Origin of the sequence: Rhodanobacter lindaniclasticus, assembly GCF_004799035.1 — a bacterium.
GTDB lineage: Bacteria > Pseudomonadota > Gammaproteobacteria > Xanthomonadales > Rhodanobacteraceae > Rhodanobacter > Rhodanobacter lindaniclasticus.
In genome coordinates, this window is sequence record NZ_MWIO01000014.1 from 33,175 (window position 1) to 58,515 (window position 25,341).

Here is a 25,341-nt window from a genome sequence, read left to right on the forward strand (position 1 = left end):
GCGTTCAACGCCACTGCCTGGAATGCTCCCATGTCGATGCGCCACTTGTTGCTTTGTGCCGGCCTCGTGCTGGCGCTTGCGAAGACTTCCAGCGCGGGTGCCGAAACCACCGCGCAGCTGATGCCTGAAACCATGGCCATGCTGCGCCACGCCATCGCCATGCAGACGGTGAAAGGCGAGGGCCAGGTGCCGGCGTTCGCGCGTTATCTCGCCGGCAGACTGGAATCGGCCGGCTTCGCCAGATCGGACATCGAGGTCATCCCGGTCGGCGAGACCGCTGCGCTGGTCGCGCACTACCGCGGCAGCGGCAGGGGCAAGCCGATCCTGCTCTCGGCGCACATGGACGTGGTCGCGGCCGATCCGAAGGACTGGAGCCGCGACCCGTTCACGCTGATCGAGGAGAACGGCTATATCTACGGTCGCGGCACCGCCGACATGAAGACCAACCTGGTCACCCTGGTCGCCACCATGATGCGCTTCAAGCGCGAGGGCTTCGTGCCCGGCCACGAGATGATCCTGGTGTTCTCCGGCGACGAGGAGACCGAGATGGCCTCCACCCGCGAACTGGCCCAGCGCTACCACGACGCGGACTTCCTGCTCAACGCGGACGCCGGCGGCGGCACCTTCGACGACAAGCTCAAGCCGGTGGATTACGAGATCCAGGCGGCCGAGAAGACCTATGCGGACTTCCTGCTCACCGTCACCTCGCCCGGCGGCCACTCCAGTGAACCGACGCCGGACAACGCGATCTATCGGCTGGCCCATGCGCTCGATCGCGTCGCCGGCTACGCCTTCCCGGTGCAGCACAACGACATCACCCTCGCCTCGCTGAAAGCGGTGGGCGAACACAGTCACGGTCCACTGGCGCAGGCCATGCTGCAATTCAGCGCCCATCCTGACGACGCCCGCGCCGCCGCCGTCATCTCCGCCGACCCCGCCTACGTCGGCCAGCTGCGCACCACCTGCGTGGCGACCATGCTCGACGGCGGCCACGCACTCAACGCCTTGCCGCAACGCGCCAGCGCCAACATCAACTGCCGCATCTTCCCCGACACCAGCATCACCGCCGTCGAGGCCACGCTCAACAAGGTCGTGGCCGACCCCGGCGTGAAGATCACCGTGCAGGAACCTCCGCCCGTGCAAAGCCCGACTTCGCCGCTGCGCAAGGACATCGTGGCCGCCGTCACCGCCACCGTGCACGAACGCTTCCCGGGGCTGGAGGTGGTGCCCGGCATGTCCGCCGGTGCCTCCGACAGCATGTATTTCCGCAACGCGGGCGTGCCCAGCTACGGCGTCTCGCCCAACTTCGGCAAACCCGACGACAGCTTCGCGCACGGCCTCAACGAGAAGCTGCTCGCTTCCGAAGTGCCCGCCGCGCTTGATTTCTGGCACAGCCTGCTCACGAAGCTGGCGAAATAAACCGCGCGGTGCGGCCGTGCCAGGGGCGTGGACGTCGCCTCAACCGGCCAGATGCTCGTACAGGATCACCGCGCCGACGCCGATCAGGATGAAGCCGCCGATCATCTCCGCCCGCTTGCCCACCACCTCGCCCAGCACGCGACCGAGCATGATGCCGAGCGTGACCATGGCGAACGTGCACAGACCGATCACCACCGCGACCACGACAATCGGCGTATCGACAAAGGCCAGTCCCACGCCCACCGCCAGCGCGTCGATGCTGGTGGACAGCCCGGTGATGGCCAGCGCGGCGAAGCCGTGCCGCTTCGCTTCATCAACCGGCTCGTCCGGCTCGGGCTTGAGCCCGTTCCAGATCATGTGCAGGCCCAACGCCAGCAGCAGACCGAACGCGATCCAGTGGTCCCACACCTCGATGTAGCGCGAGGCGCCCTTGCCCAGCAGCCAGCCGACCACCGGCGTGATCGCCTCGATCACGCCGAAGATCGCGCCGGCGCGCAGCGCCTGGATCAGCCGTGGACGCGTCATCGCCGCGCCCTTGCCGATCGCCGCGGCGAACGCGTCGGTGGACATGGCGAAGCCGAGCAGCAGGATGGAAACGGGATTCATGGGTAGCCATTCGGTCGGGCCAGGCGCAACGGCACGACGGCGCGCCCCACCGCTGTGGCGCCGTCAGCCGTTGGTCTCGCCAACCAGGATCGGTGTCTTCGCCACGGCGGATGGACGCCGAGCATGTTGACGAAGACGCCTCGCGGAACGAGGCAGGCTACTCCCCAAGGGGTGTCGCGCCGCCGGCACAGCCTTCAGCGCGGCGGCAAGGTTAGCACAACGGCGCAGCGGGCCCGGCACAGGCAGACGGGCATGCCGTCGCGCATACTGGGGCTTCGTTCAAGGCATGCAAGGGGATTTCGAATGAGAGCAGCACGAGCGCTTGGCCCCGCCGCGGTGGCCGCCCTGATCTTCTGCACCGGCATCGGTCCGGCCCGCGCCAACACCGCCACCGAGGCACTGCCTGAAGCGATGGCGATGCTGAAACATGCGGTCGGCATCCGCACGGTCGAGGGCGAACGCCAGGTGCCGGTGCTGGCCGCATACCTGGCCGGCAAGCTCAAGGCTGCCGGCTTTGCCGACGGCGACGTCGAAATCATTCCGGTGGACGACACCGCCGCGCTCGTGGCGCGCTACCGCGGCACCGGCGGAGGCCGGCCGATCCTGCTGTCCGGGCACATGGACGTGGTGGCGGCGAAGCGCGAAGACTGGACCCGCGACCCGTTCACCCTGGTCGAGGAAAACGGCTATCTCTACGGCCGCGGCGTGGCAGACATGAAAGCCGCTGCGGTGGTGCTGGTCGAAACGTTGATCCGGTTCAAGCGCGAAGGCTTCACGCCGCGCCACGACCTGATCCTGCTGTTGTCCGGCGACGAGGAGACCGCGATGGCCTCGACCCGCGAGCTGGCGAAGCGCTACCACGACGCCGAATTCCTGCTCAACGCGGACGCCGGCGGCGGTACCCTCGACGCCGAGACCGGCAAGCCCTTGCTGTACCAGATCCAGGCCGCCGAGAAGACTTATGCGGACTTCCAGATCGCCCTGACCTCGCCCGGCGGGCACTCCAGCGAACCCGGCGCGGACAACGCGATCTACCGGCTGGCGCGCATCATCGACCGCGTCGCCGCCCACCAGTTTCCGACGGAAAGCAACGAGATCACGCTCGCCTCGCTGCGTGCGCTCGGCGCCCACATCCCCGGCCCATTGGGCGCGGCGATGACCCGCTTCGCCGCCCACCCCGACGATGCCGCCGCGGCGGCCACCATCTCCGCCGACCCCGCCTACGTCGGCCAGATCCGCACCACCTGCGTGGCAACCATGCTCAACGGCGGCCACGCGGTCAACGCGCTGCCGCAGCGCGCCAGCGTCAACATCAACTGCCGCATCTTCCCGGGCACGTCGGTCGACAGCGTGCGCGACACCCTGGTCAAGGTGATCGACGACAAGTCCGCCAGCGTGACCCTGCAGTCGACCCCGCCGGTGGCCAACGCCGCCTCGCCGCTGCGCCCGGACGTGATCGCCGCCGTCACCGCCGCCGTGCACCAGCGCTTCCCCGGCGTGGACGTGGTGCCGAGCATGTCCGCCGGCGCCACCGACAGCAAGCACTTCCGCAACGCCGGCGTCCCCAGCTACGGCATCGATGCGGCGTTCATCAAGCCTGACGACACCTTTGCCCACGGCCTCAATGAAAAACTGCCGGCCTCGGAAGTTGAAGCAGGTCTGGAGTTCTGGCATCGGGTGCTGACGCAGCTGGCGAAGTGAAGGAAGAACGAAAATGGCAAGCGCAACGATCAAGATCTTTCTAGTTCATGGCGACCCCAAAAGGCTCCGCACAGCTGAAATATCAAATTGGACGGGCAAAGCAGTCGCCGGCCCACGAACCGAGTTCGATACAGTTTTGCTACGGGACGAGTCAGCTAGTTCTGGCATCTATTTCCTTACCGGTAATGATCCTGATACGGGGCAGCTAGCCGTCTATGTCGGCGAGGCCGAGTCAATTCGGGACAGAGTCAGGAGTCACCTGGAAAAGGATTTTTGGAACCATATCGTTTTCTTTACAAGCAAGGACGAGAACCTGACGAAATCGCACATTCGCTACCTGGAAGGCCGGCTCATCGAACAAATCAAAGCCGCCAGCAGGGCAGCCATAAAGAACAATCAAGGCAGCGGCTCACGCCTTCCCGAGTCAGACCGTGAAGATATGGAAATCTTCTTGGAAAAGATCCACCAATTGCTCCCCGCCTTAGGCGTCGAGGTGCTGGTACCCCTCTCTTCACGTCCCGAAGTCAAATCCGAGCAAGAAATGCTTCTCTGTGAAATCCACAGTCTTCGCGCGATTGGGCACCTCACACCAAATGGAATCGTCGTGCTTGCTGGATCACAGGCCGTCCTGGAAGAACGCGCGTCCGCTCAGCAATACCCATGGGTTGTGAATGCACGTAGGCGCCTCATTGAAGAAGGAACCTTGGCGGTGAGCAATGACCACTACACCTTCGTGCGAGATACCGAATTCTCTAGTCCCAGTGCGGCAGCCGCCGTTATTCACGGCGGGACCGCTAACGGAAGAACAGCATGGAAAAATAAGCATGGGCGCACTCTGAAAGAGTTGGAGGCCGCATGACTTAGCCCCCCATACTCGTTTTGGGGCGATTGCAAATGCCCATCGAATACTTGCACTGAGGCCATCGACCGATTCACGCTATAATTGCCGGTTCGCGCTCCAGCCGACCCGCCTACATGTCCTCGCATCTCCAAGAAACCCGCCGCCGCCGCACCTTCGCCATCGTCAGCCATCCTGACGCGGGCAAGACCACGCTGACCGAGAAGCTGCTGCTGTTCGGCGGGGCGATCCAGATGGCCGGCTCGGTGAAGAGTCGCAAGACGTCGCGCAGCGCCACTTCGGACTGGATGGCGCTGGAGAAGGAGCGCGGCATCTCGGTGACTTCGTCGGTGATGCAGTTCCCGTACGAGGGCAAGATCGTCAACCTGCTCGACACGCCGGGACACGCGGATTTCTCCGAGGACACCTACCGCGTGCTGACCGCGGTGGACTCGGCGCTGATGGTGATCGACTGCGCCAAGGGCGTGGAGGAGCGCACGATCAAGCTGATGGAGGTGTGCCGCCTGCGCGACACGCCGATCATGACCTTCATCAACAAGCTCGACCGCGAAGGCCGCTCGCCGATCGAGCTGCTGGACGAGGTGGAGTCGGTGCTGGGCATCGCCTGCGCGCCGCTGACCTGGCCGATCGGCATGGGCAAGCGGCTGAAGGGCGTGTACCACCTGGCGCTGGACGAGGTGCACATCTTCGAGCCGGGCAAGAATTTCGCCCGGCAGGATTCGACCATCTTCCAGGGCCTCGATGCGCCCGGCCTGGCCGAGAAGATCGGCGCCGAGGCGATGCGCGAGCTGCGCGAGGAACTGGAACTGGTGCAGGGCGCCGCGCCCTCGTTCGACCTCGACGAATACCTGGCCGGCCGGCAGACGCCGGTGTTCTTCGGTTCGGCGGTGAACAACTTCGGCGTGCAGCTGCTGCTGGACTTCTTCGTCGAGCACGCGCCCAGCCCGCGCCCGCGCGCCACCACCACGCGCGAGATCCAGCCGGAGGAGGAGAAGCTCTCCGGCTTCGTGTTCAAGATCCAGGCGAACATGGACCCGGCGCACCGCGACCGCGTGGCCTTCATGCGCGTGTGCTCGGGCACCTACTCGGCCGGCATGAAGATGATCCAGACGCGCACCAACAAGGAGGTGCGCATCGCCAATGCGCTGACCTTCATGGCCTCGGACCGCGAGATCGTCGAGACCGCCTACCCCGGCGACGTGATCGGCCTGCACAACCACGGCACCATCACCATCGGCGACACCTTCACCGAGGGCGAGCTGGTCACCTTCACCGGCATCCCCAACTTCGCCCCCGAGTTGTTCCGTCGCGCGCGGCTGCGCGACCCGCTGAAGATGAAAGCGCTGCAGAAGGGTTTGGCGCAGCTTTCCGAGGAAGGCGCCACCCAGTTCTTCCGCCCGCTGATGTCCAACGACCTGATCCTGGGCGCGGTCGGCGTGCTGCAGTTCGAGGTGGTCGCCTACCGGCTGAAGGACGAGTACAACGTGGACGCCAGCTTCGAGCCGGTGACGGTGACCACCGCGCGCTGGGTGCACTGCGACGACCCGAAGAAGCTGGAGGAGTTCCGCGAGAAGAACGCGATGAACCTGGCGCTGGACGCGGCCGGCGAGCTGGTCTACATCGCGCCCACCCGAGTCAACCTGCAACTGGCGCAGGAGCGCTGGCCGCAGGTGCGCTTCGCCGCCACGCGCGAGCATGCCGCTTCCGTGGAAGCCTGAGAAAACCGGACGCCCAGCCCCGCTGGCCAGCACATCGGCGCGCCGTTAACTTGGGTGCCCACACAAGGGGATGCTGCATGCAACAACAGAGGTTGGCGTTTTCCACACCGGCCACGGCGCCTCGATGGCAGCGCTGGCTGCTGTTCTCTCCGCCGGCGCGGATCGCGATCTTCGTGGCGTGGCTGGTGGGCCTCATGGTGGCCATGCAGTTCGTCTTCTTCGCACTGGGCCTGGGCAAGGACACGCCGGTGTTGCTGCGCCACCTGGCACAGTTCGTCGTGCGGGCGCTGGTGCCGCTGGCGGCGTACCTGATCCTGGTGAGGCTGATCGAACGCCGGCCGCTCGCCGAGCTGGCGCCACGCACGCTGCTGCCGCAGGGTTTGCGGGGCATGCTGGTCGGGCTGGTCCTGTTCAGCGCCGTGGTGGCGGCCTTGTGGCTGGCCGGCAGCTACCACGTGGAGGCCATCCGCGCGGATGCGCCCTGGCTGGGTGCGTTGCTGGTGGTGGGGCTGGGCGCCGGCATCGGCGAGGAGATCATGTTCCGCGGCGTGATGTTCCGCATCGTCGAGGAAGGCCTGGGCACCTGGTGGGCGCTGGCCCTGTCGGCCCTGCTGTTCGGCGCGGTGCACATCGCCAACCCCGGCGCCACGCTGTGGAGCTCGGCGGAGATCGCGATCGAGGCGGGCCTGCTGTTCGGCCTGCTCTATCACGTGACGCGCTCGCTGCCGGTATGCATGGGCGTGCACGCGGCATGGAACTTCGCCCAGGGCACGATCTACGGCATTCCGGTGTCGGGCTCGCCGGCGGAAGGCTGGCTGGTTTCCAGCCGCAGCGGCCCGGACTGGCTGAGCGGAGGCGTGTTCGGCGCCGAGGCGTCGGTGGTCGCGCTGACGTTGTGCACGCTTTGTTCGCTGGGCCTGCTGGTGTTTGCCCTGCGTCGCGGCAGCATCGTGCCGCCGTGCTGGCGGCGTCGGAATCCGTAAAGCTCAGCTGCGCTTGCGCGGCGACAGCCACATCAGCACGCGCGCCCGGAACACCGTCTCGCCCGCGTCATCGACCACCTCGACCTTGACCGGCCACTCCTGGCTCGCGCCGCTGGCAGGCGCGGCCGCCTCCGGCGTTGCCGTGCCGTGCATCGTGCCGACTGCCTTCTTCAGGTACTCGACGTTCATGCCCTTGGGTATCCAGCGCATGTCCGCCGGCACGGTTGCCTCGGCCATCATCCCGGCGCTGAGCTCGGCCAGATTGCACAGCGCTATCGCATGCACCGTGCCGATGTGGTTGTGTACGCGCCGGCGATCGCGGATACGCACCTCGCAGCGGCCCGGCTGCAGCATCACGAAGCGCGGCGCGATGGTGGTGAAGTACGGCGCCTTCAGGCAGATCAGTCGCGAGAAGAGCCAGTGGCCGGCGGGCCAGCGCGTGATGCGCCGATACAGCGACAGTACCGAGGCGCTCATCGGTCACCCTCCGAACTGGAACCGGCCGGCACGATTCACTCGGCGTCGGCGCGCGTCTTGAACGCACGCATCTCGTCGGTATCGAAATCGTCCACCGAGATGAACTCGAACACGCCCTCGCGCACGCGCTTGAGCAGATCGGCCTCGGCCTGGGAGATCACTCCAGCCTGCAGCGCCTCGGCGAGCTGGTCCAGGTAATCGTGCGAGCTGAACTGGCCGGCTTTCTGCGCCTTGCCGAACTTGCGATCGACCGGCTCGGCGGCGATCACGTCCGGCAACAGCGCCTTCATGCGGCCGACGGTGTTGTTCGGCGTGGGCGTGGTGTAGACCCAGGCGGTGAGTCGGTCGAGCGCCTCGTTCGGCGCGGTGAGCAGCGCCGCCACGCGACGCCCCAACCGGTCGGACGGCGGCACTTCGCGCCGCCCCAACGGGAACACCAGGGCGCGCAGCAACCACGCCACCGGGCGCACCGGGAAGTTGCGGATCGCGCCGTCCAGCGCGTTCTGGGTAAGCCACATGCACTGGTGGAAGGCCCAGGCCAGCATCGGGCGGTCGGCCTGCGGGCGACCGTTGTCCTCGTACTGCTTGAGCATGGCACTGGCGATGTACAGGTAGCTCAGCACGTCGCCCAGGCGCGCGGACAACTTCTCCTTGAACTTCAGCTTGCCGCCGAGCACGCCCATGAAGACGTCGGCGCACAGCGCCAGCGCGGCCGAGTAGCGATCCAGCTTGCGGTAATAGCGCCGCGTGTACGCATCGCCCGCCGCCTCGCCGAGTTGCGCACCGCTCAAGGCCATCGCAAAGCTGCGCACGGCGTTGGAGATGCCGAAGCCGATGTGGCTGAACAACAGGCGGTCGAACACCTTCAGCTGCTCGCCGCGGTCGGCGATCGACAGCGCCTGCATTTCCTTCAGCACGTAGGGATGGCAGCGGATCGCGCCCTGGCCGAAGATCATCAGGCTGCGCGTCATGATGTTGGCGCCCTCCACCGTGATCGCGATCGGCACCGCGGACCAGCCGCGGCCGGCGTAGTTCTTCGGACCGAGCTGCACCGCCTTGCCGCCGTGCACGTCCATCGTGTCGGCCGCCACCTGGCGTGCCCATTCGGTGGCGTGGTACTTGGCGATCGCCGAGGTGACCGCCGGCTTCTCGCCGCGATCGACCGCCGCCGCAGTGGCCCGCGACAACGCGGTAGTGGCGTAGGCCAGCCCGCCGATGCGCGCCAATGCCTCCTCGACGCCCTCGAAGCGGGCGACCGCCAGCCCGAACTGCTTGCGCATGCGCGCATAGGTGCCGGTGGCCAGCGCCGAGGCGCGCATGCCGCCGGTGGCGTTGGACGGCAACGAAATCGCGCGGCCCACCGAGAGCACCTCGACCAGCATGCGCCAGCCGTGGCCGGCCATCTTCGGGCCGCCGATCAACACCGACAGCGGCGCGAACACGTCCTTGCCCTGCACCGGGCCGTTCTGGAACGGGATGTTCAGCGGGAAATGGCGGCGGCCGATCTGCAGCCCCGGCGTCGAACGCGGCAGCAGCGCCAGGCTGATGCCCAGGTCCTCTTCTTCGCCCAGCAGGTGCTCGGGGTCGTACATGCGGAACGCGAGGCCCACCACGGTGGCGATCGGCGCCAGCGTGATGTAGCGCTTGTCGAAGGTGAGCTTGAGCCCCAGCGTCTCCACGCCGTCGACCATCTGCTTGCACACGATGCCCACGTCCGGAATCGAGGTGGCATCGGAGCCGGCGTAGGGTCCGGTCAGCGCGAAACAGGGGATTTCCTCGCCCACCGCCAGGCGCGGCAGGTAGTGGTTCTTCTGCTCGTCGGTGCCGTAGTGCAGCAGCAGTTCGGCCGGGCCCAGCGAGTTGGGCACCGCCACGGTCGAGGACACCGTGGCCGACATCGTGGACAGCTTCTGCAGCACCGCCGAATGCGCCAGCGCGGAGAACTGCAGGCCGCCGTACTGCTTGGGAATGATCATGCCGAAGAACTTGTTCTTCTTGATGAACTCCCACACGTTCGGCGGCAGGTCGGCCAGTTCGTGGGTGATCTGCCAGTCGTCGATCATCGCGCACAACTCTTCCACCGGGCCGTCCATGAAGGCCTGTTCCTCCACGGAGAGCTCGGGCTTGGGCTGCTTCAGCAGTTCATGCCAGTCCGGCTTGCCGGAGAACAGCTCGCCCTCGAAACCCACCGTGCCGGCTTCCAGCGCGGTCTGCTCGGTTTCGGAAAGCTTCGGCGTGACGTTCGCGAACATCTTCAGCAGCGGCGCGCTGATCTGTTTGCGGCGGAAGTCCACCATCAGCAACGGCAGCGCGATCGCCAGCTCGATGATCAGCAGGATCACCATCGAGGCCGGCGCGCGCGCCAGCAGGCCCACCACGATGGTGGCGACGACGGTGACGATGGCCCAGGTACGCAGGCTGGTGCGGTGGTAGGCGCAGACACCGGAGGCAAGCAACGCCGCCAGCAAGGTCAGCAACACGGACATCTCAACACCTCTTCGGGTCAGGGGGCGGCGCCGGCGGTACGCGGCGTCGCGGGGGTTTCAAGGCTGCGCACGTAGTGGATCACTTCATGCGTAAAGGCGTCATTGGCGTCGCCGGCCACCATGTGCGTGGCGTGCGTCAGCTCGACATGGCGCGCTTGCGGCACCAGTTGCAGGAACTCGTCCACGGTGCCGCGCGAGACGACGTCGCTGCGGCCACCGGACAGCAGCAGCACCGGCACGTCGATCTTCGCCGCCGCCGCCAGCAGGCGCGGCTGGTAGCGCTCGCTCTCCTGCACCAGGTCGCCAGCCAGCAGGGCCGGGTCCCAGTGCCAGCGCAGCCGGCCATCGGTGCCCTCGCGCAGCAGCGGGCGCAGCTGTTCGGCGCTCTTGCGTTCGCGTCGCTGCGGCAGGTAGGCGGCGACCTGCTCGGCGGCGTCGGCGTAGTTGGCGAAGCCGTCGGGGTGCGCCTGCATGAAGGCGAGGATGCGTTGCACGCCGGCGGTTTCCCAGCGCGGCGTGATGTCGACCAGCACCAGCGCACGAAACGGCGAAGGTCGTCGCTCGCCGGCCAGGACGATGCCCAGCAGACCGCCCATCGAAGCGCCGACCAGGATCGGCGGCTGCGGCTGCGCCGCGGCCAGCTGCAGCAAATCGTCGGCGAACTGGTCCATGTGATAACCGGCGGTGGCCACCACCCGATCGCTCTCGCCATGGCCGCGCGCGTCGAAGGTGACGCAGCGACAGCCGCCGCGGGCCAGCGCCGCGGCGCTGGCCTTCCACGCGCCGCGGGTCTGGCCGAAACCGTGCGCGAACAGCAGGCTCGGCGCCCCCTGCGGGTTCCACGTTTCCACCGCGAGCCGCAGATCGCCCATGGCAACGCGCTCGACGGTATGCGGCTTCGGAATCTGACTGACCATACGGATGAGTATGGATTGCTGGCGCGACGGCCGTCAACCGTCCGGGCACGCGCGCCCACCGTCGCCAGGTCGACGCGGCCCCCATTACAAATGCCCGACGTGTGGCTACCATACGGACATGAATGTCAGCAGCAAGCCGGAACGCACGCGCCTGTCGGCCGAGGATTGGGAACTGGCCGCCCTGCAGATGATCGCCGACCAGGGCGTGGGAGCCTTGGCAGTGGAAGCCCTGGCGCGCCACCTCGGCGTGACCAAGGGCAGCTTCTACTGGCATTTCCGCACCCGTGAGGCGCTGCTCAATGCGGCGATGGAGCGCTGGGAACAGTACGGCGAGCGGGAAATCATCGGCCAGATCGAACAGATCGCCGACCCGCGCCAGCGCCTGCCCGAGCTGTTCCGCCGGGTCGCACACGAATTGCAGCCGCATCGCGTCTACGCCGCACTGCTCAAGGCGCTGGATCACCCGCAGGTGGTGCCGGTGATGGCACGCGTCTCGCAGCGGCGCATGGAATTCCTCACCACCGTGTATCGCGAGGCCGGCCTCCCGCCAGCGCAGGCACTGAACCGCGCGCGGCTGACCTATGCCGCCTACGTCGGCTTCCTGCAACTGAACTTCACCCTGGGTCTGCCGCGCCTGAGCCACGAGGAGTTCGACGCCTACGTCGAACACATGATCGCCACGCTCACCCCGGCGTAATCCCCCTCCGATGGCCACCCGGCGCCATCCGGCGCCGTTCTTGCTGCGCCGTTCCTTGCAATACCAGTGCACGCAAACTACCGTGCCGCTTCCATTTTTCCACAAGCCTTTCGAGGGACATGATGACCAGCAAGCTGGAAGCGCTCACTCAATGGGTCGACCAGGCGGCGGCGTTGACCCGCCCTGCCCGCATTCATTGGTGTGACGGGTCGCAGGACGAGTATCAGTCGCTGGTGCAGCAGATGCTGGCCGACGGCACCCTGATCGAACTGAACCAGACCACCCACCCGGGTTGCTATCTGCATCGCTCCGATCCGAAGGACGTGGCCCGCGTCGAGCACCTCACCCTGGTCTGCCATCCGAACCGGGAAGACGCCGGCCCGAACAACCACTGGATGGATCCGGCCGAGGCACACGCCAAGATCGACGCGCTGTTCGACGGCTGCATGGAAGGCCGCACCATGTACGTGATCCCGTACTGCATGGGCCCGATCGACTCGCCGCTGGCACGCTGCGGGGTGGAGATCACCGACAGCCCGTACGTGGTCGCCAACATGCGGATCATGACCCGCATGGGCGCCGCCGCGCAGGCACGCATCGAGCGCGAAGGCACGTTCGTCAAGGGCCTGCACTCCATCGGCGAGCTCGATCCCGAGCGCCGCTGGATCATGCACTTCCCGGCCGAACTCAGCATCAAGTCCTACGGCTCCGGCTACGGCGGCAACGCACTGCTGGGCAAGAAGTGCCACGCGCTGCGCATCGCCAGCAACCAGGCGCGCACGGAAGGCTGGCTGGCCGAACACATGCTGATCGTCGGCATCGAGAACCCGCGCGGCGAGACGCACTACGTCGCCGCCGCGTTCCCCTCCGCCTGCGGCAAGACCAACCTGTCGATGCTGATTCCGCCGGAAGGCTACCGGCGCGACGGCTGGAAGGTGTGGACGATCGGCGACGACATCTGCTGGATGCACCCCGGTGCGGACGGACGGCTGTACGCGATCAACCCGGAGGCCGGCTTCTTCGGCGTGGCGCCGGGCACCAGCGACGCCACCAACCACAATGCGATGCAGAGCATCTCGCACGACACCATCTTCACCAACGTCGCCGTCACCGCCGACAACCAGCCGTGGTGGGAAGGCCTGCCCGGCACGCCCGTCACCGACTGGCAGGGGCGTCCGTACGACCCGGCCAACGGCCCGGCCGCGCACCCCAATTCCCGCTTCACGGTCAGCGCGAAGCAGTGCCCGACCTGGTCGGCGCAGTCCGAAGCGGCGCAAGGCGTGCCGATCAGCGCGATCGTGTTCGGCGGACGCCGGCCCTCGCTGCTGCCGCTGGTGATGGAGGCGCGCGACTGGAACCACGGCGTGCTGATGGGCGCGGCGATGGGCTCGGAAACCACCGCCGCCGCCACCGGTGCGGTCGGCGTGCTGCGCCGCGACTCGATGGCAATGAAGCCGTTCTGCGGCTACCACTACGGCGACTACTTCGCGCACTGGCTGTCGTTCGACCGGCCGGGCGCGAAGCTGCCGAAGGTCTTCCACGTCAACTGGTTCCGCAAGGGTGCCGACGGCAAGTTCCTGTGGCCGGGCTTCGGCGACAACCTGCGCGTGCTGGAGTGGATGATCGACCGCGTCGAGGGCCGCGTGGGCGGCGTCGAGACTCCGATCGGCATCCTGCCGGGCGAGGGCGAGCTCAAGCTGGACGGGCTCAAGCTGGAGCCCGCCAAGCTGGATGAACTGCTCGACGTGGACCAGGCCGGCTGGCAGGCCGAACTGGCCGCCATCGGCGAGTACCTGGCCAGCTTCACCCCGCGCCTGCCGGAGCAACTGGCCCGCGAGCAACAGCGCGTAGCGCAGGCACTGCAAGGCGAAGCGGCCAGGCTGCCGGCACGCCGCGCCGCGGCGTCCTGACGCGGGTGGCGGGTGGGCCTGCACGGCCCACCCGCTTCAAACCCTTTCGCACCCCGCGGCATCCAAGCTGGCAAGATGATCGCCGCCTGCCCTGCCTCCGGAAGCCTGATGCCGCCTGTCTCCAGCGCCGCGCATGACGGCGACGACGTGCGCGCCGCAGCCGCGGGCGACCGTCGTGCCTTCCAGCGCCTGTACGCACTGCATGTCGGCCGCGTCTACGGCGCGCTGCACCGGCTGGCCGGCTACGACCACGCGCGGGCCGAGGACCTCACCCAGGACGCCTTCATCCGCGCCTGGCAGAAGTTGCCCGGCTTCCGTCACGAGAGCTCCTTCGGCACCTGGCTGTATCGCCTGGCGGTCAACGTGGCGCTGATGGACATCCGCGCACGCGGTGCCGATCCGGTGCGCGTGGTGGACGACGAGCACCTGCCGGACAACGGCGAGACGCCGTTCTGCGCGGCCGAGCGACAGGAACTGGAACAAGCCATCGGCAAGCTGCCGCCGCGCGCCCGCGCCGTGCTGGTGTTGCACGACATCGAAGGCTGGCGGCACGAGGACATCGGCGACGAACTGGGCATGGCCGTGGGCACTTCGAAGGCACAACTGCATCGCGCGCGCCAGTTGCTGCGCAAGACGCTGGGAGACAACGCATGAACGAATTCGAATGGCGACGCCGGATGCGCGAGCTGCAGCAAGCGCAGGCACCGCGCCGTGACCTGTGGCCGGCAATCGACGCCGCACTGGACCAGGTTGCCACCCGGTCGCCGACTCGGGCGACGCGGCGGCGCACTTTGGCAGGCGTTGCCCTGGCCGCGTCGCTGCTGCTGGTGGCAGGCGTGAGCTGGCATGCGTGGTTCGCGCCAAGCGCACCGGTCGAGTCGGCCGACGCGGCACACGACACGCACTGGAAGCCCGCCGATCCGCGTCTGGCCGGCGCCGCCCTCGAACTGGACGCCGCACGTCTCGAACTGCAGCTGGCGATCGAACAGGCACCGGATTCCGCGGCGCTGCAGCGCCTGCTGCGTCACACCGAACGACAACAGGCGCAATTGCGCCAGCTGGCCGACCGCGCCAGCTGATGACCACCCGAGGAGAAGCCATGAAAACCGCACATTGCCTGCCCCTGCTGTTGTGCCTGTGCATCGGCGATGCGCTGGCCGGCACCCCGATCCAGCTGCAACACGCCGCAAGCGCCAACGCGCGAGTCAGCATCAGCAACATCGCCGGTTCGGTGAACGTCACCGCCTGGGACCGCAACGAGGTCCAGGTCGGCGGCGAGCTCGGCGACGGCGCCAAGCCGCTGCAGATCACCGGCGACAACGACCGGCTCTCGATCAAGGTCGAGCCGCAAAACGGCTCCGGCTCCGGCCGGTTCAATTTCGGCAGCGACAGCCGCATGGCACCGACCACGCTGGAACTGCACGTGCCGCGCGGCACTACGCTGGACGTCAAGGTGATCAGTGCACCGCTGGTGGTCGACGGGCTCGATGGCGGCGACATCAAGGTCAACACGATCAGCGGCAACGCCCGCATCCACGCGCGTACTCCCCAGCTGGACATCGACAGCGTCAGCGGCGGCATCGAGCTTTCCGGGCAGGTCGACAAGGCCTCGCTGCAAACCGTGAGCGGCGAAATCCTCGCCCCGGCGCTGGGCCACACGGCCAGGCTGGAAACCATCTCCGGCCGCATCCAGGTGGGTGGCGGTCCGTGGCAAGCGCTTACCGTGAGCACCGTGTCCGGCGACGTGCAGCTGTCCGGCAAGCTCGCCGCCGGCGGCAACATCGACGTCGACAGCATGAGCGGCGACGTCCAGTTGCGCCTGCCGGCGGACACCTCGGCCAAACTGCATGCGAGCAGCTTCAGCGGCGACCTGCGCAGCGACTTCGGCAAACCGATCGAAGCCGACCGCGGCCCCGGCAGCTCGCTCGACACGAGCATCGGCGCCGGCGACGGCAAGATCCACCTCGAGACCTTCAGCGGCGACCTCCGCGTACGCAGACAGGATTGATCCGGCGCCACGGCGGACTCCTCGCATGGCGACCGCCGATGCAAAAACGCCACCGCGGAGGCGGTGGCGTCAGAGGTTTCGCGAGAAGCGCGAACCTGCCTCAGAGATCCTGGTGGTACTGCACGTAAGGTGTGCGCGACTGGTCCGGCTCCGGGCCGACCGGCGTGTTCGCCGGCGTGCCGGACGACCACAGGTTCTGCGCGCCGACGCTCAACGAGCCGCGCCACGGCAGACGCCAGGTCACGCCCAGGTCGATGCTGTTCCAGCGCCGGTCGCCGTACAGGCTGCCGGGCACGCCGGCTTCGGGCTGCATGGTGCGGCCGGTGAGCATGCCGCTCAACGGACCGTGATCGACGCCGAAGCTCAGTGCCTTCTGGTCGAGCACGTTGATGCCGAGCAGGTTGCCTGGCAACAGATGCACGCGGCCCACGCTGGCGCCGAGATCGATGCCGGTCTGCTTGCCCAAGGCCAGGCGGCCCCGGGCATTGAGCTGGTTGCTGCTGTCGAAACTGTACAGGCCACCCGGCGCCGCACCTGGCAGCACGCGCGGCAGCGGCACGTTGCGATGCGGCGTGCTGGTGGTACCCACGCTCAGGCCCACGCTGTAATCGCCGGCGTCGTAGGTGGCGCCCACTTCGCTGCCGAGCACGCGCATGCCATGGTTGAGCCACGAGCGCTGGCTGACCCGTGCGTGCGCCTGCAACGGGCCGACGCCGTACTGCAGGCCGGCCGCCATCGAATTGTCGGCGTCCGGCTGCATCAGCAGCGGCGAATACAAGGATGTGGCGGAATCGTCCGACGGGTTCCGATCGGCCTTGAGAATCAGCATGCGGCCATGGTCGTCACGCCACAGCGGGACGCTCGAGGCTGCCTGATCGACATTGGCCAGACCCGCGCCGTTCTGCGGCTGCGACAGCAGCTGCGCAGCCTGCGCCGCATCACCAGCCACGGACTGCCCGGCCGCCGCAAGCGGCAGCAGCAGAATCGAGAGCATGGCAGACAGGCGACGCATGGTTTGGGGCGGAACTCCAAGTCGGTGGAACGGCAATCACCCATGACTCCCCGCAGGGAGCGTCGTGTGACGGGATTGTAGCGCGTTTTACGTTTTGCTAACAGCCCAAAACCCGCCCCAGCGCACAGTTGCATGAGCTGCTGTGTCAAGCTTTGACACATTCGGCCAGGCCAGGTTCCCGCTATGATCCCGCTGGCAGGAGCGGCAATCCACCCTGTATAAAGGCCATTTGACGTCGCCCCGTCAAATCGTTCCGGAACCGACCACCAGCCATGAGCGCCAGCCCGACGATCCGATCATCCCAGCCGCCCGTTGCGGCCCGGGATGTCGTGACCCTGAACGGCGCTGTCGAACGACTGTTCGAGGCGGCCGATGCAGCCGCGGTGATGGATATCTGCGAGCTGATACTGGATCAGCTCGGTATTTGCGGCCGCCTGCACTGGCGCCGCCCCGACGACATCGGCGACGGCCCGGGCGAAAAATGGCTGGATCTGGCCGAAGACCCCCAGGTCCCGCACACCTTGTCGCTGGCATGGGACGAGGTGCCGCTGACTCCCGCAGCGCGGGAATCGCTGCAGTGGCTGGGGCGCCTGGCCGACATCCGCCTGCGCCAGCTGGCCGAGACTAGCCGGCTGTACGAGGCGATCTCCCGCCTGGCGCTGGCCGAGCGCCTGCAGCGCGCGCTGTACGCGATTGCCGACCAGGCCAGCGCCGAGCACGACATGCCGCAGATGATGCGCTCGCTGCACGCGATCGTCAGCAGCCTGATGTATGCGGAGAATTTCTACATCGTGCTGTACGACCCGGCCACCGACCAGGTCCGCTTCACCTATTGCGTGGACATCGTCGACACCGACCTGCCCGTGCTCAACCAGCCAATGCCGCTGCAGGACATGGAGTACAGCCTGACCTGGAACCTGCTGCGCGGAGGGCGCCCGATGATGGGTTCGCTCGATGACCTGGTGCTGCAGCTGGGTGAACGCTTCCGCCTGTTCGGCGCGCGCTGCGAGGACTGGCTGGGCGTGCCGATGCTGCGCGACGGCCAGGTGGCCGGCGGCATCGTGGTGCAGAGCTATCGCCCGGACACGCATTACTCGCGCCACGACATGGAGCTGCTCAACTACGTGGCGCAGCACGTGCAGACGGCGCTGGAGCGGCGCGAGGCGCACCTGGAACTCGGCCGCCGCGTCACCGACCGCACCGCGGCCTTGCGCGAGGCCAACCGGGTGCTGCGCCAGCAGGTGTTGCAGCGCCAGCGCGGCGAGCGCCTGCAGGCGGCACTGTTCCGGATCGCCGAACTGGCCAGCACCTCGGAAAGCCTCGACAAGTTCTACGCCGCCGTGCACCAGGTGATCAGCGGCCTGTTGTATGCGCGCAACTTCTACATCGCCTTGCTGGACGAGGACACCGGCCAGCTGACGTTCCCCTACTCGGTCGACGAGGTCGACCGCGTGCGCCCGGCCCGCATGCACGGCCGCGGCGCGACCGAGTACGTGTTGCGCACCGCCCGGCCCCTGCTGGCCACGCCCGAGCTGATCGACAAGCTGCACGCCGCGGGCGAGATCGCCCACTTTGGCGCGCCGTCGGTCTGCTGGCTTGGCGTGCCGCTGATCTGTGCCGGCAAGGCCATCGGCGTGCTGACCCTGCAAAGCTATTCGCCGGCGCACAACTACAGCGAGCGCGACCAGGAGCTGCTGACCTTCGTCAGCTACCACGTGGCCAACGCCCTGCAACGCAAGCAGGCGGCCCATTCGCTCAAGCAGGCCAACGCCGGGCTGGAGCGCCGGGTCACCGAACGCACCCGCGCACTGGCGCTGGCCAACCGCGACCTGCGCGAGCAGATCGCCGAGCGCGAGCGGGTGGAGCGCCGGCTGAAGTACGAGACCCTGCACGACTCGCTCACCGGCCTGCCCAACCGCACGCTGCTGCTGCAGCGGCTGGAGCAGGCGATGCAGCGCTACGCGGCGAACCGCGAGGAACAGTTCGCCGTGCTGTTCATCGATCTGGATCGCTTCAAGGTGATCAACGATTCCGTCGGTCACCTGATCGGCGATGACCTGCTGTTCCAGGTCGGCGGCCGCATCCGCGCCTGCCTCAAGACCCGCGACGTGGTCGCGCGCCTGGGCGGCGACGAGTTCGCCGTGCTGCTGGAGGGCATCACCAACACCGACAAGGCCTCGTTGATCGCCGAACGCATCATCCACGAGTTGCAGACGCCGTTCCGGCTGGGTACCAAGGAGATCTTCACCTCCGCCTCGATCGGCATCGCACTGTCCGCGCCGCATTATCGCCAGCCGGAGGAACTGCTGCGCGACGCCGATGCGGCGATGTACAACGCCAAGGATGGCGGCCGCCATCGCGCGGCGATGTTCGACGACCGCCTGCGCCGCGAGGCGCTGTCCCTGCTGGATATGGAAAGCGACCTGCGCCACGCGCTGAGCCGCAACGAATTCGAACCGTACTACCAGCCCATCGTCGACCTCTCCGACGGCCGCATCGTCGGCTACGAGGCGCTGCTGCGCTGGCACCACCCGCAACGCGGCCTGCTGCCGCCGCATGACTTCCTGCTGATCGCGGAGGAATGCGGCTGCGCCGAGGCGATCGACTGGCAGATCTTCGAACAGGTCTGCATCCAGGCCGTGCGCCTGATCGGTACCGAGGGTTTCATCAGCATCAACGTGTCCGGGCGGCATTTCCGCTCGGTCGATCTCGACCAGCGCCTGCTCGCCCTGCTAGACCAGTACGCCGTGCCCACCCATTGCATCCGCATCGAGGTGACCGAGCACGCGCTGCTGGAAAATCCCACCCAGGTGAAGCGGATTCTGAAGAATCTGCGCAACCACGGCGTCGGCATCGCGCTGGACGATTTCGGCACCGGTTATTCCTCGCTCAGCTATCTCCACCAGTATCCGTTCGAGAGCCTGAAGATCGACCGCTCCTTCATCGTCGAACTGCCGCCGGACGACAGCGACACCCAGGGCCTGGCCCTGGTGCGCGCCATCCAGGTGCTGGCCGATTCGCTGCACATGAAGGTGATCGCCGAAGGCATCGAGCAGGAGTCGCAGCGGCAGGCCCTGCTGCGGGTCGGTTGCCGCTTCGGCCAGGGGTTCCTGTTCGCCTCGCCGCAGCCGGCCAGCACCTGGCTGGCCGCCAACAGCCCGCTGCTGCCGGCCTGACGTCCCGCCCCCCAATAGATGCAGGAGCCCGCTGGCGGGCGATGCCTTTGAGCCGGGACAGGGAACAGGGGAGCAAGAGCATCGCCCGCGAGCGGGCTCCTACTGCGTTTCCGCCGTGCCGGGGGCGGCACTGTCGCTCAGCAGGTGCTCCGCATCGATGCGGTCGAACGCGTAGCGTTGCGCGCAGAATTCGCAGACCACCTCGATCTCGCCGTCACGCGCAGCCAGCGCGGCTTCCACCTCGTCACGCCCCAGCGAGCGCAGCATTGCGCTGACCCGTTCGCGGCTGCAGCTGCAGCCGAAGGCCAGCACGCGCGTCTCGAGCAGGCGCACGGACTCCTCGTGGTACAGGCGAAACAGCAACTGCTCGGCCGGGGTAGCGAGCAATTCGTCCACACCCAGCGTCGCGGTCAGCTGCAGCACGCGGTTCCAGGCATCGTGATCGACATCCGTGGCATGGCCACCCTCGTCGGGCATCTTCTGCAACATCAGGCCGACCGCTTGTCCGGCGCCGGTCGCCAGCAGGAAACGCGCCGGCAACTGCTCCGACTGCCGGAAGTAATTCTCCAGCGACGCGGCCAGGCCGGGCTCGCGCAGCTCGACCAGGCCCTGGTAGCGCTGGCCACGTTCGACGTTGCCCATGGTGATCGCCATGACCGCCCCGGCCAGGTCGTTCAGCGCCAGCGGCTCGGGCAGCGGCTCGTGCCAGCGCGCCAGGCCACGCAGGCGTCCGCAGTCGTCGCACTCGGCGAACAGCAGGCGCAGCGCGGACGCGCTCTTCAGCTCGATCGACAATGCGCCGTCGAGCTTGATGTTGCCCGTGAGCAACGCGCTGGCCACCAGCGTCTCGCCCAGCAGCGCGCGCAGCGTCGGCGGATAGTCGGCGCGACCGGCCACCTCGCGCCACGAACCGCCCAGGCGCACCAGCGCGCCGCGCACGCCGGCACGCGGCAGCAGGAAGCGGTACATCACGTCATCGTCGGACAGCACGGGCATGGGCGGTTCTCGCGGAAACAGGCAGGGGAACCCGCTCAGATGGGGTCGACACGACCTCGGCACAACGCCTCGTATACTGCGGCGATGTCTTCATCCTCACGTCGAACCCGATGGCGCAAGCTGCTTCGCTGGCTGGGTATCCTCGCCCTGGCCTGGCTGGGATCGACCTGGCTGGCGGTGCTGATCCTGCGCTTCGTGCCGCCGCTGACCTCGGCGGTGATGGTCGAGCGCCAGCTCGGCGCGTGGCTGCACGGAGAGAAGAACTTCCGCCTGCGCCAGCACTGGGTACCGTGGAAGCGGGTCTCGTCCTGGGTGCCGCTGGCGATGGTGGCCGGCGAGGACCAGAAGTTTCCCTACCACCACGGTTTCGATTTCGACTCCATCAACCAGGCGATCGACGCAGCCGACGACGGCAAGCGCCTGCGCGGCGCCAGCACGATCAGCCAGCAGACTGCCAAGAACCTGTTCCTGTGGAACGGCCGCAGCTTCGTGCGCAAGGGACTGGAGGCCTATTTCACCGTGCTGATCGAGCTGACCTGGCCGAAGCGGCGCATCCTCGAGGTGTACATGAACATCGCCGAGCTGGGCAACGGCATCTACGGCGTGGGCGCCGCCAGCGAAGCGTACTTCCACACCACGCCGGCGAACCTGGGGCCGGCCCAGGCCGCGCGCCTCGCCGCGGTGCTGCCCAGCCCGCGCCGGCTGCACGTCGACCGCCCCAGCGCCTACGTGCAGCGCCGCACCGCATGGATCGAGCAGCAGATGCAGCAACTGGGCGGCCCGGGCTACCTCGATGTGCCGTCGCCGAAATAGGCGGCGCCACCCGTCACTACACGCCAACGCCTCCGCGCGATAGACTCGAACCGGACAACCGACGGCCACCGCCAGGAGACCCGAGATGAGTCAAGTCAAGCACCTGCTGCAAGCCAAGGGCAGCACCATCTTCAGCGTGGCACCCGATGCTCCCGTGCTGGAGGCGATCAAGCGAATGGCCGAACACCGCATCGGCGCGCTGCTGGTGCTGGCGAACGGCGAGCTGGTCGGCGTGGTCTCCGAGCGCGATTACGCGCGCAAGGTGATCCTGCAGGGCAAATCCTCCTCGCAGACCGCCGTGTCGGACATCATGTCCGGCACGCCGATCACGGTCGGCCCGGATACCGACGTGTTCGACTGCATGCGCTTGTGCACCGACAGCCGTATCCGCCACCTGCCGGTGGTCGAGGACGGCAAGCTGGTCGGCGTGATCTCGATCGGCGACCTGGTCAAGGCGGTGATCGACGCCCAGGCCGAGCAGATCGAGCACCTGCAGCGTTACATCACGAGTTGAGATTCGGGAAAGCACCGACTCAAGCCAGTGCTTTCACCTCTCCGTCCGCGGACGCGTGTTCGTCCGGCGCCAGATCCGGCGACCAGCCGGCACGCCTGGCCACCACCGCCGCCAGCGTGGCGACGCCGACGCCGGCCAGAGCCAGGCCGCTGACGCCCCAGCCCAGCATGCGCAAGCCGCTCACCGCGCTGGTCACCACCACGTCACCGAAGCGCCACACCGCCGTCTCGACGAAGTTCTTGCCCTTGTAGCGCGTCTCGCGCGGCACACGCGTATACAACGCATCCACCGCGGGCTTGGTCATGCCATAGGCGAAACCGCGCGTGATCACCTGCATCAGCCCCAGCACGGGCATGCCATAACCGAACACGGCCAGCTCGCCGCCGCCGACGAGTGCCACCGCGCCCAGAAGCGCCACATTCACCAGGGCGGGCAGCAGCAGGCCCCAGCCCGCGCCATGGCGAATCAACAGCCAGCGGGTCAAGCTCAGTTGCATGACCGCACCGAACAAGTTCGTGGCCAGGTCGAGGTTGCTGTAGAACGCCGTGCGCGCCACCGCGTCGACGAAATGCGCCTTGGCGTAGTCGGCCATCAGCGCATAGACCAGCGTGCCGATGCCATCGCCGAACAACATCAGCAAGGCCATGTAACGCAGGAACGGACGCGACCACAACTCCTTGAGCCCGGCCCACAACGAACCGCCGATCGCTGCCTCACCAGCGCTGCCCAACCGCTGATCGTGTTGCGCGGAAAGCCGCAGCAAAAACGCCAGCGAAAGAGCCAGCGCGCACGCGGAAACCACCAACAACGGCGCTACCCCGATCAGCCTTACCAGCAGCTTGGTCAACAGCGGACCGAAGATCGCACCAGCCATGCCACCCAAGGCGATCAGCGAAAACACCCGCCGTGCCTGGCCGCTGGAGAAGATGTCGGCCATGAAGCTCCAGAACAGCGACACGACGAACAGGTTGAACACGCTGGCCCAGACGAAGAACACCACGCCCAGCTCGCGCGCCCCGATGCGATCCTGCGCCATGAACGCCGGCACGAACGCGAGCAGGCACAAGATGAAAAAGCTGTAGCTCCAGCCCAGCAATTGCCTGCGCGGGAAGCGCGCCACCAGCATGCCAAACACCGGCGTCAGCAGCAGCATCACCACGAACACCGCACCGTAGAACAGCGGCAGCGACTGCGAGCCGACCGCACCGCTCAGCTGGCCCATGACCGGCCGGATGATGTAATACGACGTCATCACGAAGAAGAACGCCAGCGCGGACAGCAGCGGCGCGGCAGCTTGTTCCTCAACGGCTTGGCGGGGCAAACTCACGGGCACATCCGGCGTGGGGCGCGGCAAGCCTAGCATGCGATCGCGCCTCGTCAGGCTGGCGCAGGGGGAAGACTTGGACCATTACGACTTCATCATCGTCGGCGCCGGTTCGGCCGGTTGCGTGCTGGCCAACCGGCTCAGCGCCGCCCCGGGCAGGCGCGTGCTGCTGCTGGAAGCCGGGCCGACGGACTGGCACCCGCTGGTCCACATGCCGGCGGGCATCGCCCGGCTGGCCAACAACCGCGCATTGAACTGGAACTACCGCACCGAGCCGGAGCCCGCGCTCAACCAGCGCCGCTTGTGGTGGCCGCGCGGCAAGACCCTGGGCGGTTCCAGTTCGATCAATGCGATGTGCTACATCCGCGGCACGGCGGCCGACTACGACGGCTGGGCCGAGGCCAGTGGCGATCTGCGCTGGTCGTGGCGCGAGGTGTTGCCCTGGTTCCTGCGCAGCGAGGACAACAGCCGCGGCGCCAGCGCACTGCACGGCAGCGGCGGCCCGCTGGGGGTGTCCGACCTGCGCCACCGCAACGAGTTGTCCATCGCGCTGGTCGACGCGGCGGGCAGCGCCGGCTACCCGCGCAACGACGACTTCAACGGCGAGCAGCAGGCCGGCTTCGGCCTGTACCAGGTGACCCAGCGCGACGGCGCGCGCTGCTCGAGTGCGGCGGCATTCCTGAAACCGGTGCGCCGGCGGGCGAACCTGCACGTGCGCACCGGCGTGCTGGTCGAGCGCGTGCTGCTGGACCACGGACGTGCGGTCGGCGTCCAACTCCGCCAGGGCCATCGCGAAGCCGAGCGGATCGAAGCCGGCGAGGTGATCCTGGCCGCCGGCGCGATCAACACGCCGCAGTTGCTGATGCTGTCCGGCATCGGCCCGGCCGATCACCTGCGCGAGCACGACATCACCGTGCTGGCCGACCTGCCCGAGGTCGGCGCCAACCTGCAGGACCACCTGGACATCTGCACCCTGGACGACAATCCCGGCAAGCTCAGCTACGACCACCTCAACGAACTGTCCGCCGGCTGGCGCTGGCTGCGTCATCGTGACGGCCCGGGCAGCTCCAACGTGGCCGAGGCCGGCGGCTTCGTGCGCAGCCGCTTCGCCACCGACGCGCGTTGCGACCTGCAGTTCCATTTCGTGCCCGCACTGCTCGACGATCACGGCCGCCACCGCCTGCCCGGCTACGGCTACACGCTGCACGCGTGCTACCTGCACCCGCGCAGCCGCGGCCGGCTGCGGCTGCACTCGGCCGATCCCGCACAGCCGATCGCGATCCACGCCGGCTACCTCAGCGACGCGGAAGGCCACGACCTGAAGATGATGGTCGAGGCGGCGCGGCTGTCGCGCGAGATCCTCGACCAGCCGGCGTTCGCACCGCACCGCGGCGAGCCGGTGTTCCCCGAGCGGCGCATCCACACCGATGCGGAATACGTCGACTTCATCCAGCGCAAGGCCGAAACCATCTACCACCCGGTCGGCACCTGCCGCATGGGCAAGGATGATCGCGCGGTGGTCGACAGCGAACTGCGCGTGCGCGGCGCAAGCGGCCTGCGCGTGGTCGACGCCTCGGTGATGCCCTCCCTGCCGACCGGCAACACCAACGCACCCACGATCATGATCGCCGAACGCGCCAGCGCGCTGATCCTCCGCGAAACACTGTAGGAGCGCACTTGTGCGCGATGCTTTCCGTCACGTGGCGAAGGGCATCGCGCACAAGT

The 25,341-nt window shown here is 67.5% G+C and carries 21 protein-coding genes and 1 riboswitch; of the genes, 14 read left to right on the top strand and 7 right to left on the bottom strand.

The genetic code is table 11. The annotated features are described in order from the left end of the window. The first annotated feature begins 30 nt into the window (after positions 1–30). Positions 31–1,419: a M20/M25/M40 family metallo-hydrolase gene (locus B1991_RS04590; protein ID WP_246031055.1), complete on the top strand. Its 1,389-nt coding sequence runs from the start codon at positions 31–33 to the stop codon at positions 1,417–1,419. Positions 1,420–1,458: 39 nt separating this feature from the next. Here the strand turns inward: B1991_RS04590 and B1991_RS04595 are convergent, their stop codons facing one another. After that, positions 1,459–2,025, bottom strand: coding sequence for a manganese efflux pump MntP (locus B1991_RS04595; protein WP_136257534.1), 567 nt, complete (start codon positions 2,023–2,025; stop codon positions 1,459–1,461). A 4-nt stretch (positions 2,026–2,029) separates the two neighbouring features. Beyond that, positions 2,030–2,198, bottom strand: a riboswitch (yybP-ykoY riboswitch). 130 nt (positions 2,199–2,328) lie between these two features. On the opposite strand from B1991_RS04595, the gene B1991_RS04600 reads away from it, so the two are divergent. From B1991_RS04600 to B1991_RS04615, 4 genes are all read left to right on the top strand, one after another. Beyond that, positions 2,329–3,726, top strand: coding sequence for a M20/M25/M40 family metallo-hydrolase (locus B1991_RS04600; RefSeq protein ID WP_136257535.1), 1,398 nt, complete (start codon positions 2,329–2,331; stop codon positions 3,724–3,726). 13 nt (positions 3,727–3,739) lie between these two features. Then, positions 3,740–4,585 (top strand): GIY-YIG nuclease family protein, encoded by an 846-nt coding sequence (locus B1991_RS04605; RefSeq protein ID WP_136257536.1) that lies wholly within the window; start codon positions 3,740–3,742, stop codon positions 4,583–4,585. 116 nt (positions 4,586–4,701) lie between these two features. Beyond that, on the top strand, positions 4,702–6,303 hold the full coding sequence (locus tag B1991_RS04610; RefSeq protein ID WP_136257537.1) for a peptide chain release factor 3: 1,602 nt from the start codon (positions 4,702–4,704) through the stop codon (positions 6,301–6,303). Between the two features lie 77 nt (positions 6,304–6,380). Continuing rightward, positions 6,381–7,286, top strand: a complete 906-nt coding sequence (locus B1991_RS04615; protein WP_136257538.1) for a CPBP family intramembrane glutamic endopeptidase — start codon at positions 6,381–6,383, stop codon at positions 7,284–7,286. A gap of 3 nt (positions 7,287–7,289) precedes the next feature. Here B1991_RS04615 and B1991_RS04620 read toward each other — a convergent pair whose 3' ends face one another. The 3 genes from B1991_RS04620 to B1991_RS04630 are packed head-to-tail and all read right to left on the bottom strand — an operon-like array spanning position 7,290 to position 11,166. Continuing rightward, on the bottom strand, positions 7,290–7,763 hold the full coding sequence (locus B1991_RS04620; protein WP_136257539.1) for a hotdog fold domain-containing protein: 474 nt from the start codon (positions 7,761–7,763) through the stop codon (positions 7,290–7,292). A 35-nt stretch (positions 7,764–7,798) separates the two neighbouring features. Continuing rightward, positions 7,799–10,249, bottom strand: a complete 2,451-nt coding sequence (locus tag B1991_RS04625; protein ID WP_136257540.1) for an acyl-CoA dehydrogenase — start codon at positions 10,247–10,249, stop codon at positions 7,799–7,801. Positions 10,250–10,266: 17 nt separating this feature from the next. Then, positions 10,267–11,166, bottom strand: a complete 900-nt coding sequence (locus B1991_RS04630; protein WP_136257541.1) for an alpha/beta fold hydrolase — start codon at positions 11,164–11,166, stop codon at positions 10,267–10,269. Between the two features lie 118 nt (positions 11,167–11,284). On the opposite strand from B1991_RS04630, the gene B1991_RS04635 reads away from it, so the two are divergent. From B1991_RS04635 to B1991_RS04655, 5 genes are all read left to right on the top strand, one after another. Beyond that, on the top strand, positions 11,285–11,863 hold the full coding sequence (locus tag B1991_RS04635; protein ID WP_136257542.1) for a TetR/AcrR family transcriptional regulator: 579 nt from the start codon (positions 11,285–11,287) through the stop codon (positions 11,861–11,863). A gap of 122 nt (positions 11,864–11,985) precedes the next feature. Then, positions 11,986–13,773: a phosphoenolpyruvate carboxykinase (GTP) gene (locus B1991_RS04640; protein ID WP_136257543.1), complete on the top strand. Its 1,788-nt coding sequence runs from the start codon at positions 11,986–11,988 to the stop codon at positions 13,771–13,773. A gap of 108 nt (positions 13,774–13,881) precedes the next feature. Next, on the top strand, positions 13,882–14,427 hold the full coding sequence (locus B1991_RS04645) for an RNA polymerase sigma factor (protein WP_136257544.1): 546 nt from the start codon (positions 13,882–13,884) through the stop codon (positions 14,425–14,427). Beyond that, positions 14,424–14,852, top strand: coding sequence for a hypothetical protein (locus B1991_RS04650; protein WP_136257545.1), 429 nt, complete (start codon positions 14,424–14,426; stop codon positions 14,850–14,852). Before B1991_RS04645 ends, B1991_RS04650 begins: the two co-directional genes overlap by 4 nt. A gap of 20 nt (positions 14,853–14,872) precedes the next feature. Further along, entirely contained in the window at positions 14,873–15,781 is a 909-nt protein-coding gene (locus B1991_RS04655; RefSeq protein WP_136257546.1) for a DUF4097 family beta strand repeat-containing protein, read from the top strand. Positions 15,782–15,881: 100 nt separating this feature from the next. On the opposite strand, the gene B1991_RS04660 is transcribed toward B1991_RS04655, so the two are convergent. Further along, the gene (locus B1991_RS04660; protein WP_425466648.1) at positions 15,882–16,775 is read right to left on the bottom strand and encodes a hypothetical protein; all 894 of its coding nucleotides are present in this window, start codon (positions 16,773–16,775) and stop codon (positions 15,882–15,884) included. 290 nt (positions 16,776–17,065) lie between these two features. Here B1991_RS04660 and B1991_RS04665 point away from each other — a divergent pair, with 290 nt between their 5' ends. Continuing rightward, positions 17,066–19,969 (top strand): bifunctional diguanylate cyclase/phosphodiesterase, encoded by a 2,904-nt coding sequence (locus B1991_RS04665; protein ID WP_136257548.1) that lies wholly within the window; start codon positions 17,066–17,068, stop codon positions 19,967–19,969. Positions 19,970–20,068: 99 nt separating this feature from the next. Here the strand turns inward: B1991_RS04665 and hslO are convergent, their stop codons facing one another. Then, complete coding sequence (hslO, locus tag B1991_RS04670; RefSeq protein ID WP_425466650.1) at positions 20,069–20,956, bottom strand: Hsp33 family molecular chaperone HslO; 888 nt, start codon at positions 20,954–20,956, stop codon at positions 20,069–20,071. A gap of 93 nt (positions 20,957–21,049) precedes the next feature. On the opposite strand from hslO, the gene mtgA reads away from it, so the two are divergent. Continuing rightward, complete coding sequence (gene mtgA, locus B1991_RS04675; protein ID WP_136257550.1) at positions 21,050–21,778, top strand: monofunctional biosynthetic peptidoglycan transglycosylase; 729 nt, start codon at positions 21,050–21,052, stop codon at positions 21,776–21,778. 85 nt (positions 21,779–21,863) lie between these two features. Continuing rightward, complete coding sequence (locus B1991_RS04680; protein ID WP_136257551.1) at positions 21,864–22,292, top strand: CBS domain-containing protein; 429 nt, start codon at positions 21,864–21,866, stop codon at positions 22,290–22,292. A gap of 19 nt (positions 22,293–22,311) precedes the next feature. On the opposite strand, the gene B1991_RS04685 is transcribed toward B1991_RS04680, so the two are convergent. Beyond that, positions 22,312–23,574 carry an NTP/NDP exchange transporter gene (locus tag B1991_RS04685; protein WP_136257673.1) on the bottom strand — a complete coding sequence of 421 codons (1,263 nt, stop codon included), beginning with the start codon at positions 23,572–23,574 and terminating at the stop codon, positions 22,312–22,314. Positions 23,575–23,653: 79 nt separating this feature from the next. On the opposite strand from B1991_RS04685, the gene B1991_RS04690 reads away from it, so the two are divergent. Then, on the top strand, positions 23,654–25,285 hold the full coding sequence (locus B1991_RS04690; RefSeq protein WP_210772089.1) for a GMC family oxidoreductase: 1,632 nt from the start codon (positions 23,654–23,656) through the stop codon (positions 25,283–25,285). Positions 25,286–25,341: the final 56 nt, after the last annotated feature.